The sequence below is a fragment of the Ruegeria sp. HKCCA5763 genome (assembly GCF_013034545.1).
GTDB lineage: Bacteria > Pseudomonadota > Alphaproteobacteria > Rhodobacterales > Rhodobacteraceae > Ruegeria.
The window spans coordinates 114,863-133,501 of the sequence record NZ_WQGF01000006.1 but is presented as its reverse complement, the minus strand read 5'-3'; the positions used below and the strand labels follow the sequence as shown (position 1 = coordinate 133,501).

Below are 18,639 nucleotides of genomic sequence, written 5' to 3'. Positions count from 1 at the left end.
TTTGCGAGATAGGGGTCAATTCGTTCTGGACTCAAATCCCATCGCAGTGCTGGTCTACCTGGCGTAAATTTGAACCCATGGCTAAATGACGCTGTTCTTAACGTGTTGTTTGCGGTTTCTTGCTCAAAAAAACATGTGCAAACTTGGCAAGGCTGAACTATTTTTTTAATGCGGCGATGCTTCCTGGAATGATTAGGATCAAAAACAGTGAAATCTGAACACCGCCTATCTGCGCCTCAGCGCCACGAACTGCGCAATGTGCGGAACCAAGGCATCGCTTTTTTAGCGCTGGCGTTCCTGTTCAGCATCTTCGTTAATTTGCTGATGCTAACGGGTCCCCTGTTCATGTTGCAGGTATATGACCGGGTTTTGGGCTCGCGCGCGGTCGAGACTTTGACCGCTCTGTTTTTGCTCGTCGCCATGCTTTACGCGCTTATGGCGATGCTCGACTTTGCTCGTGGCCGTATCGTTGCGCGGTTTGGCGCACGGTTCCAATCCCAACTGGACGAGCGTGTGTTCGAAGCCACTATGCGTCGGTCCCTTGTTCCTCAGGTGCGCTCTGCCCCTGCAACCGCTTTGCGCGATCTGGAATCCATTCGAAACCTATGCTCGTCCCCGGTTCTTCTGGCAGTCATGGACCTTCCGTGGACGCCGGTCTTTTTAGGCGCGATTTTCCTGTTTCACCCACTGCTTGGATGGCTGGCCGTGGGCAGCGGTGTGGTGCTTGTGGCAATCGCCCTGCTCAATCAGGCGATGACCAGCAGGAAAGTTGCCGAGGCCCAGTCCGCAACTGCGCGGGCCAATGCCTTTTCCGAGCACGCCAGACAAGCGGCAGAAGTAGTACGTTCGCAAGGGATGCAGGCAGACGTCACAAAGCGGTGGCTGAAGCAGCGATCCGATGCCTTGACGCAGTCTGTCGCAGCAAGCGACTGGACTGGAAGTTTTACGTCACTTACCAAATCGTTACGGCTGTTTCTTCAATCAGCCATGCTGGCCTTGGGCGCATGGTTGGTGCTGCAAAACGAAATGACTCCCGGCGCGATGATTGCGGGATCGATCCTGCTTGGCCGCGCCCTGGCGCCTGTCGAACAAGCTGTAGGCCAGTGGAATGTTGTGGAACGCGCCCGAACGGCTTGGGTCTCATTGAACAGGTTTTTGGATCATACTCCGCCAGAAGAAAAGCGCATTCGTCTTCCCGTGCCGAAGGCGCAACTCGAAGCAAAATCCCTGACGGTGATACCTCCGGGGGCTTCAACTCCGACATTACGAAACGTAAACCTGAAGCTGGAACCCGGCAAAGCCTTGGGTGTCATCGGGAAAAGCGGATCAGGAAAGACAACACTGGCAAAGGCATTGCTGGGGCTTTGGCGACCTGCCGCCGGTGAAATCAGGTTGGGCGGTGCAACACTGGATCAATACGACCCAAACGATCTGGGCAGCCATATCGGTTACTTGCCGCAGCAGGTGACCCTGTTTAACGGAACGGTTGCTGAAAACATTGCCAGAATGTCCGAGAACCCGGATTCCGAGGCGGTTGTAGCAGCAGCCAAGAAAGCCAACGCGCATGAGTTGATTCTGTCTCTGGAAAAAGGTTACGGCACCTTTCTGGAAGGCAATGACAGCCAATTGTCCGGGGGACAGAAACAGCGGATCGCTCTGGCACGAGCGCTATATGGAAATCCCGTCCTTCTGATTTTGGATGAGCCGAACTCGGCACTGGACGCAGATGGAACCGATGCATTGAACACGGCGGTCCGCGGCCTGAAAGCCGCAGGCAAGTCAACAATCATCATGACGCACAGACCGCAGGCCATTTCAGAATGCGATGATCTGGCCGTTGTTGAAAAGGGCCAGGTAGTAAAGTTCGGCAGCCGAGACGAAGTCCTGAACGCGATGGTGCAGAACGCAGGCGCGATCAAGCGTAAGCTCAGCCCTGTAGGTGAATGATGGCGAAGAAACCAACGAAAAAACCAGAACAGGTCTGGAGCATGAAAATTCCTGCGCTGGTCGGATTTCTTGCGCTGTTCCTATTGGTGGGCGGATTGGGCTATTGGGCGGTCAAGACGCGCCTGGCCGGTGCTATTGTGTCCTCGGGGGTGATCGAAGTGCAAAGCAATCGGCAGGTCGTCGAACACCCTGACGGCGGCGTGGTCGGAGAAATTTTCGTACGCGACGGGGATGTGGTGTCTTCAGGCGACATGCTGCTGCGTCTGGACGATACCTTCCTTTCGTCCGAACAAACTATTGTCGAGGCGCAACTGTTCGAACTTTTAGTCCGGCGCGCCAGGTTAGAGGCAGAGCGGGATGGCCTGACACCTGCGGAACTGACAACCCAGCTCACCGAGGTTCAGAAAGAATACGGCATTGGGGCCGACCTGATTGCCGGGCAGCAGAACCTTTTCGAGGCCAGACTGGAAACGCTGTCCCGTCAGGATGAACAACTGCGCAAACAAGTTGTTCAAATCGAAAGCGAGATCGAAGGCACGCAGGCCCAACTGGTCTCTTTGCGGCGCCAGGTCGAATTGATCGAAGATGAACTGGAAGATCAGCAAAGCCTGTTGAACCGCGGACTGACACAAACCAGCCGTGTACTTGCGCTCCAACGGGAAGAAGCCAGCCTGAACGGTGAGATTGGCCGCCTGGAGGCCGCTGTCGCACGACTTCGAGGGCAGATCGCCTCGACCGAAATACAGATTGTCGAACTGACCGCAACCCGGCGGGAAGAGGCGATCACCACCTTGCGGGACGTCCAGGCACAGGTTGCCGAGCTGTCTGAACGCAGGCTGTCCTTGTCCGAGCGCCTGACCCGTCTGGACATTCGCGCCCCAGTTACCGGAAGAGTGTACGGAAGTCAGGTTTTTGCGTTGCAGTCGGTCGTGCAGCCGGGGGAACCGATGATGTATATTGTGCCTCAGGACACACCTTTGCTGGTGGCAGCCCGAGTGGACGCAATCCATGTTGATCAGTTGCATGTTGGTCAGCCAGTGGCTTTGCGGTTCCCCGCATTTAACCAGCGAGAAACACCTGAACTGGACGGGCAAGTATACAACGTCTCTGCTGATACGTTCACCGACGAACAATCAGGGTTTACGTTCTATCGCGCCGAAGTTGAGCTGAACGACGAGCAGATTGACCGGTTGAACGGGCAAGAGCTTTTGCCCGGCATGCCGGTAGAAGCGCTGATTAAAACCGACGAGCGTACACCGCTGTCTTATCTGGTCAAACCAATGGCTGACTATTTCAATCGCGCCTTCCGCGAATAAGGCAGGCGCCGCTAATTCTGGATCACTGCGCTTTCCCATTCCGCCAAAAATCTGCGGCGCTTCAATCTGTCCAAAAAAGTAAGCAGAGCGGGGTCCAAGCCAATCGTTTCACGCTCGGTCTCTGTATCATACGGTGCCAGAGGCGGCAGTGAAAAAGCGCCACGGCCTCTGTCTGACTGGCTTTCCACGAGGTGACGAACAAAAGACGAAGCCGCCTCGACCTCAGGCGTGCCTTTTAGAATCAACGCAGTTCGCATCATGGTGGTTTGGAAATCTGACGGTCGGATGATTTCCAGAACATCCTTGCTGCCCGCCCGTGCTGAAGCGTAACTGCCGAGTACGTTGTACGCTACAGCAATCTCTCCGCTGACAAGATCGTCAATCATATCGGCTGAACAACAATACAAGCGAACATCCAACCCGCCCATGACCTCCATCAGGCGCCAATAGGTCTCGGACGCGCGCGCATCCTGAGTTGCAAACAAATAACCCAGGCCGGATTGCCGGATATCATAGGTCCCTACCCTTCCCAGAAAATCGTCGGGATGCGCACGAAGTATTTCGATAAGCTGTTGGCGGGTTTCCGGAATGGGACCACCCGCAAAAGCCGCGCTATTTATCACAATCGTTGCCGGTTCGAACGTAAAGGCAAACAGACTTTGATGCCATTGCGCCCAAGCCGGTAGTTGGATGTTGTCAATCGCCTGCCCATATCCGTCATTTGCCAGTTTCAGTTGCAGGTCCATTGCACTGGAAATGACGATATCAAAATCGTCAGGGGCCGCGCGGACGACACGGTCGATATCTGCCGTGCCCGTCACCATGTAATCAATCGAGATACCTGGGTTTTCCTTGAGAAACGCGGCGATTAGCGGCTCGAAAAGAAAAGTGTCGGTGCTAGAAATCACCCGCAGGGATGTATGGCCGGCCTCTGCATTGAAAACCTGCCTGTCTTCCCAGACTTGCGCCAACCCAACCACAGGAAAGATAACCAGAATCAGAGCGATAATGTAACGCACGCGCCGCCCCCTTGCCGATTTGCCAATTCCAGCTCGCCGCCGTGGGCTGTTGCAACATCCTGCACGATGGTCAGACCCAAGCCGGAGCCGATGGTTCCGCTTGCGTTTTTGCCGCGTTCGAACCGGCGCGTCAGCGTGTCAATTTCGTTGGGCGGAAAACCGGGCCCGCGGTCTTTGACACGGATCTGAGCCGTGGGTGCCGACGTCACTTCAATGCGAACAGAACTGTCAGGCGGTGCATATTTCAAAGCATTGTCGATCATGTTTCGCACCGCATTCTGAATGAGGATCGGGTCCCCCGAATAATGAACCGTAGGGTCACCGCCCAGAGACAGCGAAAGGTCTTTCATTTCAGCAATGGGTGTCAAACGCTGAACCAAATCCCGGATCAATGTGACCAGATCGATCTCTTCCCGTTCAAGGTGATCCGCGCGGAACGTAATCATCGCGTGATCCAACAACTGTCCTGCCGCCCGCGAGCTTTCGTCAATGGCGCGCACCATCGAACGCAATGCTTCACGGTTTTCTTCCTTTTCTACCCTTTGCAATGTCGCATCGGCATAAGACCTGACTGTTGCCAATGGGGTTCGTACGCGGTGCGCCGCCTCGGCAATAAAGTCTTCGGATTGGCTCAGGGACTGATCGAGGCGCCCCATCAATGAGTTCAGCGAAGCCACCAATGGTGCCATTTCACGGGGCACGGGTTTCCTGAATGGGCTCAGATCCTGCGGACCTCGTCGGGTGACAGAGGTTGTCAGCCGGTTCAACTGCCCAATGGTCGACGATGTCGCCCAAAAGGACAAAGCGGCGGCAAGGCCAAAGAACCCTATCCCCAAGATTGCCGCATTGCGTGAGATTTGATCCAGGGTTTCCGCCAGCGCATCCTGTGTTTGCCCCAACACAATTTCGATGACGGTTTGCTTGTCCAACCCCACCAACGTTCGGTTGGCACTGACCTGACGGATGGTCTCGCCTCGAACCTGGCTTGATTCAAAGCGCCACCGGCCGTCATACTGCTCTGAGGACGGTAAAAGGTCTTCGTATCCAGACAGAAATTCTCCGTCTTGATAAATCGCATAAAAGACCCGGTCGTCGGACGGGGTACTCAGCATTGCGAAGGCGGCGTATGGAATATCAACCTCAAGCTCACCTTCGCGCAGGGCTACTGCATCAAGTATGGAGGTCACGGAGGCGCTCAGAATATTATCCTGCCCCTGTTGTGCAACCTGCGCGGCATAGTTTCGGACCGCGACAAAAAGCAGAAACGCAAGAAGTGCAGCACCCCCGATGAGTGTCAAAACCAATCGGTTCCGCAGCGACCCTGATACATTCGGGTCAAGAGGCATGATCCAGCCTGTATCCCAGACCACGAAGTGTTGTGATCTTCAATTCAGACGGCTCCAAATGCTTGCGCAAGCGACCCACATAGACCTCAATCGCGTTGTCCGAGACAGTGTCGTCATAAGAAAACAACCGATCCGTAAGTTTTTGCTTGGAAAACACCTGTCCGGGCGCGTTGATGAACAACTCCAGCAAGCGCAGTTCGCGGTTTCGCAGGGAAACGGTCTGTTCCCCGACAGTCAGGTGGCCAGCCAGTGGATCGAATACGATACCGCCCACTTCGATCCTTGTCTTCGCGTTCCCGGATTTGCGACGCAGAACGGCACGGCAACGCGCCTCAAGCTCGGCATGATCGAAGGGTTTGGTGACATAATCGTCTGCCCCCAGATCCAGCGAACCGATTCGATCCGACACCTGACTGCGGGCCGTCAGCACAATGACGGGCGTGTCCCGATTGCCTGCGCGATGCTGTTTTAAGAAGTCGCGTCCATCCCCGTCAGGCAGCATGATGTCCAGCAGGATCAGGTCATAATCCTGAGTTTCCACAAACCCCGTCGCATCATCCAAATTTGCCGCGTGATCAATTACATGCCCGTCTAACCTCATGCGGGAACAAATCGCACGTGCAAGGTCGGGACTGTCTTCAACAAGCAGGAACTTCATGGGGCTTTTGCACTATTTTTGACGCATGACAGGTTGATGTCAGGTTGATGTGTTTTTGTTCCGCCAATCTGAGCCGCGACGCGGCCGGTTGTCAAATGGGAGGACATCATGACGACATTCACACTGGGCCGCCGCGCCCTGATCGCAGCTGTGGCCGCAATTGGCCTGACAGGACCGGCTTTAGCAGATGGCCATCAGGTTGTGGACAGCATCCACTTTCTGATCCCCGGTGGCGCCGGCGGCGGCTGGGACGGCACTGCCCGTGGCACTGGCGAAGCACTGACCAATGCTGGCCTGGTCGGGACGGCATCTTACGAGAACATGTCCGGTGGCGGCGGCGGTAAAGCCATTGGCTATCTGATCGAAAACGCCGACAGTAATCACGGCACGCTGATGGTGAACTCAACTCCGATCGTAATCCGTTCACTGACCGGCGTATTTCCGCATAACTTCCGCGACCTGACTCTGGTCTCGGGCACCATCGGTGACTATGCCGCGATCGTTGTGGGCAAAGACAGCCCCATCAACTCCATGGATGACCTGCTTGCCGCCTTTGACGCCGATCCGGGCGGAACTGCGATTGGTGGCGGTTCGGTTCCCGGCGGTATGGACCATCTGGTGGCCGCGATGGTGATGGAAGCTGCGGGTAAGGACGCACTTGGGGTGAAATACATCCCTTACGATGCAGGCGGTAAAGCCATGGCGGCACTGCTGTCGGGCGAGATCGCGGCGCTGTCCACCGGTTTTTCAGAAGCCGTTGATCTGGCGAACGCGGGAGAAGTCAAAATCATCGGCGTGACGTCGGAAGAACGCGTCGATGCGGCGCCTGATGCGATGACCATGAAGGAACAAGGCATCGACACCACCTTCGTAAATTGGCGTGGCTTCTTTGCAGCCCCTGGACTGCCCGAAGACAAGCTGGCCGCCTATCAGGCCGCGATTGCCAAGATGTACGACACCCCGGAATGGGAAGAGGTTCGTGCGCGTAACGGTTGGGTGAACATCCACAACTCTGGCGACGACTTCCAGTCATTCCTGGAGCAGCAGGAACAGCAGATCGGCGATCTGATGAAAAAGCTGGGCTTCCTCTGAAACCACTACCGGCAGAGCGGGCCGCCGCTCTGCCATCCCCAACGACAAGAAAGGAGGGGGCCTCATGGCGCTGGATCGCTGGATCGCGCTCATTCTTCTGGGTGTGTGTTTAACATATGGCTACGCCGCTTGGTTCACGATGGATGGCGGCCTTCCCCCTTTCATGCAGAGAAACCCAATCTGGCCCAGCACCTTCCCAAAAGTGCTGTCGATTCTGGGTATCATCACCACCACGATCATTCTCTTGGGTTTCGAGAAGGCTGAACCAAAAAAAGCCGATATCGATTATCGGCGGTTGGGTGACTACCATCTTGATCAGGCGCTGATGCTCCTCGCTCTGATGGTGATCTACGCCCTCTGCCTGCGCCCTGTTGGGTTTCTGATCTCGACCTCGGCTTTCCTGATCCTGGGATCGTTCATTCTGGGTGAACGTAAGTGGCATATCATGCTTCCCGTCGCTTTCATCGCGACAGGTGCCGTCTGGTATCTGGTGCAGGAAGTTCTTGGCATCTACATGCGCCCCCTGCCGGGCATTTTCGGAGGCTGACATGCTTGAAGGACTTCTGATCGGCCTGCAAACGGCATTTTCACTTCAAAACCTGCTGATGGTCATCGCAGGATGTCTGATCGGTACATTCATCGGCATGCTTCCGGGCCTAGGCCCGATGTCGATTATCGCGATCATGATCCCGGTTGCGATTTCCATGGGTGACCCTTCAGCGGCGCTGATCCTGTTGGCCGGTGTCTACTATGGCGCCATCTTCGGCGGCTCAACTTCTTCGATCCTGCTCAATGCGCCGGGGGTCGCAGGCACGGTGGCCTCCAGCTTTGACGGCTATCCAATGGCCCGACAGGGCAAAGCGGGCAAAGCCCTGACCATCGCGGCCATCGCAAGTTTCGCGGGCGGCACTTTGGGCGCGGTCCTTTTGATGGTCTTCGCCCCTGCCCTGTCCTCCGTGGCCTTGCTGTTCCACTCCGCCGAGTATTTCGCGCTTATGGTGGTTGGCTTGTCGGCTATTGCAGCCTTTGCAGGTACAGGTCAGGTGGCGAAAGCTGTCATCATGACGGTTTTGGGCCTGATCATGGCCACTGTCGGCGAAGGTGCGTTGTTCAACCTACCGCGTTTCACCATGGGCATTATGGATCTGCAATCAGGCTTTGGCTTCATCACGCTTGCTATGGCCATGTTCGCTTTGCCCGAAGCACTTTTTCTAGTCCTCAAACCAAAGGACCTGAAAGGCGACGATGGTGAAATCAAGGACCTGCGGATCACCAAGGCCGAGGCCAAGGCCATAGCGCCAGTGGTCGGTCGTCAATCGGTTCAAGGGTTCTTCATCGGCGTTCTGCCCGGCGCAGGCGCAACCATTGCCAGCTTTCTGGGTTATGCGGTCGAGCGCAACATCGCGCCGAAAGAGGAGCAGGAAGAATTCGGCAAAGGGTCAATCAAAGGGCTGGCCGCACCCGAAACAGCGAACAACGCCGCGTGTACCGGTTCATTCGTGCCCCTACTGACGCTGGGCATTCCCGGCTCTGGTACGACGGCGATCCTGCTTGGCGCTTTGATCGCCTTGAACGTCACGCCCGGCCCGCGTCTGATGCTGGACGAGCCGCAGATTTTCTGGGCCGTGATCATGTCGATGTTCATCGGCAACCTCGTTCTGCTGGTGCTGAACCTGCCGCTGATCCCTTACATCGCCAAAGTTCTCTCGGTTCCACGCAACTATCTGATCCCCTTCATTTTGTTCTTCACTCTGATGGGGGCCTATATTGGCCAGAACAATGCGACTGAGCTTTTGATACTTGTTGGCTTCGGTGTCTGCGCCACAGCGTTGAAATTCGCCGATTACCCGCTGGCTCCATTGCTGATCGGTTTCATTCTCGGTGGGATGATGGAAGACAACTTTGCCCGTTCGATGCAGCTCTATGACGGCATTGCATTTATCTGGGAGCGTCCGATGACGCTGGGTCTGCTGGTTATCGCAGTGCTGCTGGTGCTTCTGCCAAGCTACCGTGCACGTCGCGCACGGGCACGGGCCGCGGGGGTCGCCGAAGGTGACTGAACCGCTGGAAGGAATACGGGTTCTAGATCTGACAAATGTCCTTGCGGGTCCGTATTGCTGCTATCAACTGGCGCTGATGGGTGCTGAAGTGATCAAGGTCGAACGCCCCGGTGGCGGCGACCTTGCCCGCGTTCTGGGCGCTGACCCCGACAGAAACAAAGCCGGCATGGGGATCAGTTTTCTGGCGCAAAACGCCGATAAGAAATCGGTAACGCTCGACATGAAATCGTCAAAAGGCAAGGCGTTGCTTAAACGGCTTGTAAAAACTGCTGATGTGCTGGTCGAAAACTTCCGGCCCGGTGTGATGGATCGGCTTGGTCTGGGCTACGACGTCTTGCGTAAGGTCAATCCAAACCTGATCTACTGCGCCATCACCGGGTTCGGTCAGGACGGCCCGCGACGGGACGATCCGGCCTATGATCAGATCGTTCAGGGCATCAGTGGCGTGATGTCCATCACCGGGGCACCGGACACTGCACCCTACCGCGTTGGCTACCCTTTGGCAGATACGGTCGGCGGGATGACGGCCGCCTTTGCCGTGTCTGCGGCGTTGAACGCGAAACCGCGTGGAACCTTTCTGGATGTTGCGATGTCCGAAGCCGTTGTTTCCACAATGGGTTGGGTCGTGTCGAATTTTTTAGTCGGCGGCGTCACACCCGCAGCGCATGGAAATGAAAACACAACGTCTGCCCCATCGGGGACGTTTGCGACGCTCGACAGCCCAATAAACATCGCTGCAAACCGAGATGAACAGTGGCAGGCCCTTACAAGACATCTGGGGCGGGACGATCTGCTAAACAACCCCGACTACGCAACCCGCGAAGACCGCAAACAAAACCGTCACGCCTTGCGCGACGCGCTGGAACAAACTCTGCGGACCAGAGCCGCAACCGACTGGGTTCGAGAACTTAATGCCATCGGCGTACCAACCGGGCAGGTTCTGACAGTGGCCGAAGCTCTTGCAGACGAACAACTTTCTGGGCGTGGCCTGATCGGGTCTGTGCGGGTTCAACGCGAAGATATGAAGCTTGCGGGCAGTCCCGTTGTCATGGACGGCGCGCGGCGCTTGCCACAAAACGCACCACCTGAACTTGGAGCTGACAACAATGCGATCTGGTCTGAAATCGGATTGTCCGACGCAGAAATTGATGCGTTGAACAAGGAGGGGGTCATATGAGCGATGTTTCCGATTGGTGGACGACATCCATCATCGACATGGAGCCCGGCCGGATCGATATGCGCGGTGAGCCGATCCAGGACCTGATCGGAAATGTCAGTTTCTCGGAGATGATCTGGTTCATGGTGCGCGGGGATCGCCCCTCGGACGCGCAGGCCCGATTGTTCGAAGCAGCTTTGGTCGCGGCGGTGGACCACGGCCCTCAGGCACCATCGATTGCAACTGCACGCATGGCCGTGACTTGTGGCTTACCTCTCAACAACGCGATTGCAAGCGCCGTAAATATGTTGGGCGACATTCACGGCGGGGCTGGTGAGCAAGCCGTAACTCTCTACCATTTCGTTGCGGAACATCCCGGTCGCTTGGAACAGGCATTGGACGACTGGATTGAAAGCGAAGGAACGATACTGCCTGGTTTTGGCCACCGGTTTCACACCCCAACGGATCCGCGCGCTCCGCGTCTGATGACAATGGCTTCTCAAGCCGTAAAGGATCAAGCGTGTGATGGACGGTTTATGCGGATTGGCCAAGCGATCGAGGCAGAATTGGCACGGCGCAAAGGCAAGCCCGTTCCAATGAACATAGATGGCGCAACCGCGGTTATCTACGCCGAACTTGGTTTTGCGCCCCCGCTTGCGCGCGGTCTGTTCTGCCTATCCCGATCCGTCGGTATATTGGCCCATGCATGGGAACAGATGCAACAAGGGGGCAGGAACAAGGGACCGACACCACCCACCTATCGCTGGACCTATAAGCCGAAATGAACCGCCGCTACGCGGTTTTCAGATGTGGGCGACCGGCCAACAGGTCCGCTGCGGCGCGGGCAATCATCAGTTCTTCATTCGTCGGGATCGCCATGACCACAACGCGGGACAGATCCGTTGAGATGATCCGATCATTGTCCGCATTCGCATCCGGGTTCAGCTCGATCCCCAACCATCCCATTCCGGAACACACCCGGTCGCGCACCAGTCGCGAGTTTTCTCCGATCCCGCCGGTGAATACCAAGGCGTCTATACCGCCCAGAATGGCCGCCATCGCCCCGAGCTCCCGCCGAATACGGAATGTGAAGTAACTGATCGCCTGACGGCTTTCGGGCGTGTCCGCCTTTTCCAAGGTACGCATGTCGTTCGATAACCCCGAAAGGCCCAGCAAGCCTGACTTGCGGAACAGAAGGTCCGAGATTTCGTCGGCGCTTAACCCCTCCTGATCCATCAAGTACAGCACCACACCGGGATCAAGCTGTCCGCAACGCGACCCCATTGGCAGCCCATCCAAAGCCGAAAAACCCATGGTCGAGCCAACAGATCGCCCTCCGATCATTGCACACATTGATGCACCGTTGCCCAGATGGGCAACAACCACGCGACCTTCGTGCAACAACGGGGCCGTCTTGGCCATGTGGTCCGAGATGTATTCATAGCTCAGGCCATGAAAACCGTATCGACGAACGCCCTTCTCATAATACTCGCGTGGCAGGGCAAAAACGTCGTTCTCCCACGGGTGGTTACGGTGAAAGGCCGTGTCGAAACAGGCGATCTGGGCAGCGTTCGGAAACCGTTTCATCGCCGCCTTTGCCCCGGCCAGATTGTGCGGTTGGTGCAATGGCGCGAAGGGCGAAAGCTTGTCCAGCGCTTCAATGGAGGCTTCGGTCAGCGGCAGCGGTGCATCGATATTCGGACCACCGTGGACAACACGATGTCCAAATGCGGTCACCTCGCTGTTTGGAAATGAACGCGCCAGCAGATTCAACACCCAATCCAGGGCCGCGGCATGGTCATGGATTTCGCCCGCCGTGCCACTGGCCAAAACACTGCCATCAGATGACTTGGCTTTGACCAAAGGCTCCCCCTCGCCAATCCGCTCAACCGCCCCGGTGCAAACCATTATCGGATCGTCATTGGTCAACTCGAACAGACCAAATTTCATCGAAGACGATCCAGCGTTCAATGTCACGACATGTGTCATGCGTGTGCTCCGGTTTGCGACATAGTAAATGCATCGTGCAGCGCGGCTACAGCGCAGGACGCCAGCCGCGCCTTGTCGTCATCAGCTCGGCTGGTCAGAATGATGGGCGCTTTGGCCCCCATCACCACCCCTGCCCCTTCTGCATTCGCGATATAGGTCAGTTGCTTGGCCATCATGTTTCCGGCATCCAGATTGGGCACCACCAGAATATCTGTTTTGCCCGCAACGTCCGAGACTATTCCTTTAGATCGCGCAGCAGCGAGGCTGACGGCATTGTCCATGGCAAGGGGGCCATCAACCAACCCTCCTGTGATCTGACCGCGTTCCGCCATTTTCGACAGCAAGGCCGCATCCACCGAAGATCGAATAGCCGGATTGACAGTCTCGATAGCGGAAAGGATGCCCGCCCTGGGTTGTTCGATCCCCAGAGACAAGGCCAGATCGATCGCGTTTTGGACAATGTCTATCTTGGTTTCCAGGTCCGGTTCGATATTTATCGCCGCGTCTGTCACCAATAGCGGTCTGGGTTGCCCTGGCACGTCCATAACAAACACATGGGTAAACCGGCGTCCCGCGCGCAGGCCATTCTCGCGTCGCAGCGCGGCCTTCAACAGTTCATCCGTGTGCAGATGCCCTTTCATCAACGCCTTGGCCCGACCTGCAGCAACAAGATCAACCGCCGTATTGGCTGCGCTGAAATGGTCGCTCTGCGGTATGATCTCAAACTTATCGAGCGTAGCGCCTATTTCGGCGGCCGCGCTGGCGATTTTCTTGGGATCACCGATCAAAATAGGGGCAATGATCGTCTCGTGCGCGGCCAGCAGGGCACCACCCAAAGAATTCGGGTCCTCAGGGGCCACGACCGCCGTCGGCATGGGCGGCAGAGGGCGCACCTTATCCAACATGGCGTCAAAGTGCCGATGCCGTTTGACCACAAGCCCGGGCAATTCCAGTTCGGCAAACGCCAGCTCTTTGTCCGGTGCAACGACAACAGCTTGCCCAGTAACGATCACTGCGCTGTCGGATGGGCGTGTCACAGCTGTATCGAAAACAACTTCTCGGTTCGGTCGCTTTTCTGCAACCGTGACCCTGGACACAAGCTCATCACCCGCATGTGCCCGTTCAATAAAGTTAAAGTTCTGCGACTTGTAGAGCGTCCCTGCGCCCGGCAGAACGTTTCCCAGGACGGCAGAGATCAGAGCCCCCACAAACATGGCAGGCGCAACCGCTTCGTTGGTATGATCACCGTCGCCATCTTCACTTGCCAGATGGAGCGGATTGTGATTGCCGGAATTGTTCGCGAATACATAGAAGTCGTCGACAGAGCAGGTACGAACCAGCTCGGCAGTATCGCCGACCTGAAGCTTGTCATAAGGCTTGTTGTGATACTGCATGAACTTTCGATTCCGTTTCGGTCCGTGTCGCGGCGCTGTGAACTCTCTTGCTGATACTCAGTTTGGCGTTCAATGAAAACGATGCAACAACGCCGCCCGGTTTGGACGCCACTCTACCTTCAGAATGCAACGACTTGATGTCTGTGCGTCCTGAAACTAGGCACATCGAAGACTAAGAGCGCCTCATTCCACCGCCGCCCTGTTTTCGCATCGTCAGGCCGATCCGTTTTCGGGGCACATCCACCTCGACAACGCGGACTTTCACAACCTGCCCGGTTTTGACAACCTCATGCGGGTCTTTGACGAATCGATCTGCCAACTGGCTGACATGGACCAGCCCATCTTGATGAACACCAACATCCACAAATGCCCCGAAGGCGGCCACGTTTGTCACGGTGCCTTCCAGAACCATCCCGGGCTTCAGGTCAGTGATCTCTTCGATGCCATCCGCAAAGGAGGCCGTGACGAAACTTGGGCGAGGATCGCGTCCAGGCTTTTCCAACTCGGCAAAGATGTCCCGAACCGTCGGCAGACCGAAATCTTCTGTCACGAACTGTTCGGCCCTCATTCCTTTCAAAGCTCCGTCATGGCCCATGATGCGTCGAATATCGCGTCCGCAAGCGGCCACAACACGTCGGGCGATGTCATATGCTTCGGGGTGAACCGAAGAGGCGTCCAGCGGCTCTGCGCCATCCCGGATGCGCAGGAAGCCGGCGCATTGTTCAAATGCACGCGGGCCCAGCCGAGCAACGGACAACAGATCTTTACGCGATTGAAACGGCCCATTCAGATCACGATGGGTAACGATGGCCTCTGCCTGTGCCGGACCCAGACCCGACACACGCGACAGCAACGGGGCAGAAGCGGTATTCAGATCGACGCCAACTGCATTCACCACATCTTCAATCGCGGAATCCAGAGACTGGGAAAGCCGGTGTTGATCCACGTCATGCTGATACTGACCGACGCCAATGGATTTGGGCTCGATTTTAACCAGCTCCGCCAACGGGTCCTGCAACCGCCGGGCAATGGACACTGCCCCGCGCAGCGAAACATCCAGATCAGGAAACTCGCGCGCAGCCAGTTCAGAGGCGGAGTAGACCGAAGCCCCCGCCTCGGACACCACCACCTTTGTCGGCGCTTTCACCGTCTTCGGCAGCAGGGAAAGTGTGTCTGCAACCAACCGTTCAGTTTCGCGGCTGGCGGTCCCGTTACCGATGGCGATCAGTTCGATCTGGTGGGCCGAGATCAGATCGAGGATGGTCGCCTGCGCCCCGCGCACGTCCTTCTTAGGCTGAAATGGATAAAGCGTGTCGGTCGCCACCACCTTGCCGGTTGCATCAACAACGGCCGCCTTCACACCGGTGCGGATGCCCGGGTCAAGACCCAAAGTGGCCTTGGCCCCTGCTGGCGCTGCAAAGAGCAAATCCTTCAAATTGCGCGAAAAGACCTGAATGGCTTCGTCCTGCGCTCGGCTGCGCAGATCCGCCATGAGATCAACCATCATCGATAACGACAGTTTTACACGCCACGTCCAGCCCGCAACCTTGCGCAGCCATGCATCTCCTCGCCCCTTCCCGCGCGTTTGTAGATGTGCGGCGACAATCGTCTCGGCCCGCGCCGCGCCAAATTCGGGTTCGGGCGCGATATCCAACGTAACAATGCCTTCTTTCGAGGCGCGCAGCATCGCCAGCGCACGATGCGACGGCACATCGGCCCAAAGCTCGGAATGGTCAAAGTAATCACTAAATTTCGCGCCTTCCTTTTCCTTTCCATCGATGACCTTTGCAGTCAGTATTGCCTCGCGCTGCATGAAGGTCCGCAGTTCGCCCAAAAGTTCAGCGTTTTCCGTCAACCGTTCGGTCAAAATATCCCGCGCCCCGTTTAGCGCGTCGCGCTGGGTCGGTACCGCCTCGGAAAGATAAGCCTTGGCCAGTGTTTCCGGTTCCGCATCACGGTCGGCCAAAATGGCATCGGCCAACGACTCAAGCCCATTTTCCCGCGCAATCATCGCCTTGGTGCGCCGTTTGGGCTTGTACGGCAGGTAAATATCTTCCAGTTGCGCCTTGGTCTCGGCCCGGGCAATTGATTTGCTCAGGTCTTCGGTTAGCTTCCCCTGGTCCCGGATCGAGTTCAGGATGGTTTCACGTCGCGCTTCAAGCTCTCGTAGATAGGTCAGCCGCTCGGACAACAAACGCAACTGGCCATCGTCCAAACCGCCTGTTGCTTCTTTCCGGTAGCGGGCGACAAATGGCACGGTTGCCCCATCATCCAGCAATTTGATCGCGGCTCCGACCTGATTGGAGCCTGCATTAATCTCGGTGGCAATGGTGCGGGCGATACGGTCCAAAGGAGCCTCCTGAAACAACTGTGGAAGGGTGTCTTACCCAGCCGTTTCAACAAGTAAAAGACCCCAGCCCTGAAGCGGTCGCAAAAAATCGGGGCGGTTAATCACGCCCAGCGACAGATGTTTCCAAAGTTGCCCGCAACACTTGGGCGTCAATAGGTTTATAGAGCAACGGAAGATCAGCACGCGCACAGTAGTCAGCAAGGTCAGCGGACCGATTGGCCGAAATAATACACCCAGGCAAAGGGCCAAACGCGTGGAACAGTGCGTTTATTGCATCAATCCCGGTTTCATCGTTATTTAGCTGGTAATCGGCAACAATGACATCTGGCAGTATACCTATTTCTCGTAGTAGACGGGTTGCGTCTTCTCCGCCTTCCGCTTCCAGAACCTCAACACCCCAAGACTCGATGGTCATGCGCAACGCATTGCGCAGGTTCTCATCGTTTTCGATCAGCAAAGTGACAGTGTTGCACGGCAATACAGAGTTTGATTTTTGACGCGCCGAGGGATCGCGCACCACCGGCAGTCTTGTCTTTGCCAGAGGAATTTCAACCGAGAACCCCGAACCTTTGCCAACCTCGGACCGCAAATGGATCGGGTGTCTCAACAACCCGCAGGCCCGTTCAACAATCGCAAGCCCCAACCCCATACCTTCTGCGGCGCTAGCGTCTGAGTGCAAACGCTGAAACTCCTGAAAAACAGTATCTCTGTGATGTGGTGCGATGCCGATGCCAGTATCCCAAACCTCTAGCGACACGGTTTTCTTGCGCCGCCTGACGCCCACCAGCACCTTGCCTGCCTCGGTGTATCGGATCGCATTCGACAACAGGTTTTGTAGAATGCGCCGCAGATAACTTGCATCACTGGTGACAACCGAGCTCGTGCCCACAAAGCGCAAATCCAATCCCTTAGCCTGTGCAACCGGGCGAAATGCGTCCTCAATCTGAGAAAACAGCTGTCCAAGAGGAACTGGGGACAAGTGTACACGAGCGCGCCCTGAATCCAGTTTTGATATGTCCAGTAAAGCCTCGAGAATGTGTTCAACACTGTTCAACGCACTTTCCGCTTTTGCAGCAACAGCCTGGGCATCTTCGCCTTGTAACCCGCTGCCCAGCGACGCCACATACAGCTTTGCGGCTGACAATGGCTGAAGAAGATCGTGACTGGCGGCGGCCACAAAACGCGACTTCGACGCGTTGGCACGCTCGGCCTCATTCAGCGCGTCGGCAAGTTCCACCGTGCGTGACGCCACGCGCTGTTCCAGCAGTTCTTTTGCTTCATATAAGGCCTCGGCTGATTTGCGTTCCGCCGTCACATCCGTAAAAGAGATCACAAAACCCCGATCCGGCATTTCCTGAGCAAAAACAGACAGAATCTTTGAGCGCCCGCGATGCATTTGAAATTGCAGCGGTCGTCGCGAGGTCCTGCGACGCACCCAATTTAACAAGTCCTGTTCGGTGATCCCCTTTTGGAAAGAAATGTTTGCGCTGAGGCGGTTGGACAGAGTGTCGAAACGTGTACCCATCTGAAATTGGGTGATTGGCACAGCCAACAATTCGCTGGCACGATTGTTCCAGCCAATCAGGCGGTGTTTGTTGTCAAATATGCAGACACCCTGTTCGATATGTTCCAAAGTTGCGCGGATCAAGCGGGCTTTGTCATCGAGAATGCGGTCTCTCTCCTGCCGCTCGATACGCATAATGTCGGTTACATCCGTCTGTAGGATCACAGTGCCGCCATCTGGTGTGCGGTGCTCGGACACCTGCATCCAACGATTTCCAACAAGCCGGACATTAAAGACCACGCGATCTTCGCTGTGCCGGTCCAGGCGAGTTTGGCCCCAATCATGCGGGGTCATCCCTTCGGGTAGTGACAGGAACTTGGACTGGCTAAGTAATTCGACATAATCCGAAAACCCGAGCCCGGGGTTCATCCGGTCTTGAATGTCGGGCATATGTGAACCGAAACGGCTGTTGCACAGCACAAGTTGATCATCCCGATTGAACAGAGCAAAGCCTTCCTGAACCGTTTCGATTGCGTTGGCGAGGTCGGCCCGCGCCGCCTCGGTTTCCTGATTGGCCTGCGCCAGCCTTGCGTTTGACTCGTTCAGCAGCTCAAGTGCGCGTTCCAAATCGTCTGTTCTGGCTCGAACCTCTTGCTCCAAAACAGCTGCACGCTGGAACTGCGCATATGCAGCTCCTGAAGCATCTGTCGACTCTTCGACCCGCCGCATAAGAGCTTCGACAATTTTGCGTAGCTTCTCGTTTTGACGCTCTATCGTGTCGGAGGGGTCCGTCAGGTGCTCGATCATG

At 56.3% G+C, this 18,639-nt stretch carries 14 protein-coding genes; 7 read left to right on the top strand and 7 right to left on the bottom strand.

Annotated features, from left to right (window positions below; genetic code table 11):
* The first annotated feature begins 207 nt into the window (after positions 1-207).
* Positions 208-1,947, top strand: a complete 1,740-nt coding sequence (locus tag GOV89_RS12125; protein WP_171177050.1) for a type I secretion system permease/ATPase — start codon at positions 208-210, stop codon at positions 1,945-1,947.
* A gap of 41 nt (positions 1,948-1,988) precedes the next feature.
* Positions 1,989-3,263 carry an HlyD family type I secretion periplasmic adaptor subunit gene (locus GOV89_RS12120; protein ID WP_254451521.1) on the top strand — a complete coding sequence of 425 codons (1,275 nt, stop codon included), beginning with the start codon at positions 1,989-1,991 and terminating at the stop codon, positions 3,261-3,263.
* Positions 3,264-3,274: 11 nt separating this feature from the next.
* On the opposite strand, the gene GOV89_RS12115 is transcribed toward GOV89_RS12120, so the two are convergent.
* The 3 genes from GOV89_RS12115 to GOV89_RS12105 are packed head-to-tail and all read right to left on the bottom strand — an operon-like array spanning position 3,275 to position 6,286.
* Entirely contained in the window at positions 3,275-4,282 is a 1,008-nt protein-coding gene (locus tag GOV89_RS12115) for an ABC transporter substrate-binding protein (protein ID WP_171177053.1), read from the bottom strand.
* Positions 4,261-5,628 carry a sensor histidine kinase gene (locus tag GOV89_RS12110; protein WP_171177057.1) on the bottom strand — a complete coding sequence of 456 codons (1,368 nt, stop codon included), beginning with the start codon at positions 5,626-5,628 and terminating at the stop codon, positions 4,261-4,263. The genes GOV89_RS12115 and GOV89_RS12110 overlap by 22 nt, the downstream gene beginning before the upstream one ends.
* Positions 5,618-6,286, bottom strand: coding sequence for a response regulator transcription factor (locus GOV89_RS12105; RefSeq protein WP_171177058.1), 669 nt, complete (start codon positions 6,284-6,286; stop codon positions 5,618-5,620). Before GOV89_RS12105 ends, GOV89_RS12110 begins: the two co-directional genes overlap by 11 nt.
* A gap of 108 nt (positions 6,287-6,394) precedes the next feature.
* Between GOV89_RS12105 and GOV89_RS12100 the strand changes: the two genes are divergently transcribed.
* The 5 genes from GOV89_RS12100 (at position 6,395) to GOV89_RS12080 (ending at position 11,379) form a co-directional block, all read left to right on the top strand.
* Positions 6,395-7,378 (top strand): tripartite tricarboxylate transporter substrate binding protein, encoded by a 984-nt coding sequence (locus GOV89_RS12100; protein ID WP_171177060.1) that lies wholly within the window; start codon positions 6,395-6,397, stop codon positions 7,376-7,378.
* Positions 7,379-7,442: 64 nt separating this feature from the next.
* Positions 7,443-7,925, top strand: a complete 483-nt coding sequence (locus tag GOV89_RS12095; protein WP_171177062.1) for a tripartite tricarboxylate transporter TctB family protein — start codon at positions 7,443-7,445, stop codon at positions 7,923-7,925.
* A gap of 1 nt (position 7,926) precedes the next feature.
* Positions 7,927-9,438 (top strand): tripartite tricarboxylate transporter permease, encoded by a 1,512-nt coding sequence (locus GOV89_RS12090; protein ID WP_171177064.1) that lies wholly within the window; start codon positions 7,927-7,929, stop codon positions 9,436-9,438.
* Positions 9,431-10,615 (top strand): CaiB/BaiF CoA-transferase family protein, encoded by a 1,185-nt coding sequence (locus tag GOV89_RS12085; protein WP_171177066.1) that lies wholly within the window; start codon positions 9,431-9,433, stop codon positions 10,613-10,615. Before GOV89_RS12090 ends, GOV89_RS12085 begins: the two co-directional genes overlap by 8 nt.
* Positions 10,612-11,379: a citryl-CoA lyase gene (locus GOV89_RS12080; protein WP_171177068.1), complete on the top strand. Its 768-nt coding sequence runs from the start codon at positions 10,612-10,614 to the stop codon at positions 11,377-11,379. The genes GOV89_RS12085 and GOV89_RS12080 overlap by 4 nt, the downstream gene beginning before the upstream one ends.
* 7 nt (positions 11,380-11,386) lie before the next feature.
* On the opposite strand, the gene GOV89_RS12075 is transcribed toward GOV89_RS12080, so the two are convergent.
* The 4 genes from GOV89_RS12075 to GOV89_RS12060 all read right to left on the bottom strand — a co-directional run bounded on the left by GOV89_RS12075 (position 11,387) and on the right by GOV89_RS12060 (position 18,638).
* Positions 11,387-12,583 carry an acetate/propionate family kinase gene (locus GOV89_RS12075; RefSeq protein ID WP_171177070.1) on the bottom strand — a complete coding sequence of 399 codons (1,197 nt, stop codon included), beginning with the start codon at positions 12,581-12,583 and terminating at the stop codon, positions 11,387-11,389.
* Positions 12,580-13,977 carry a bifunctional enoyl-CoA hydratase/phosphate acetyltransferase gene (locus GOV89_RS12070; protein WP_171177073.1) on the bottom strand — a complete coding sequence of 466 codons (1,398 nt, stop codon included), beginning with the start codon at positions 13,975-13,977 and terminating at the stop codon, positions 12,580-12,582. Before GOV89_RS12070 ends, GOV89_RS12075 begins: the two co-directional genes overlap by 4 nt.
* 172 nt (positions 13,978-14,149) lie before the next feature.
* The gene (locus GOV89_RS12065; RefSeq protein ID WP_171238298.1) at positions 14,150-16,327 is read right to left on the bottom strand and encodes a Tex family protein; all 2,178 of its coding nucleotides are present in this window, start codon (positions 16,325-16,327) and stop codon (positions 14,150-14,152) included.
* A 97-nt stretch (positions 16,328-16,424) separates the two neighbouring features.
* Positions 16,425-18,638 carry a PAS-domain containing protein gene (locus tag GOV89_RS12060; RefSeq protein WP_171177077.1) on the bottom strand — a complete coding sequence of 738 codons (2,214 nt, stop codon included), beginning with the start codon at positions 18,636-18,638 and terminating at the stop codon, positions 16,425-16,427.
* Position 18,639: the final 1 nt, after the last annotated feature.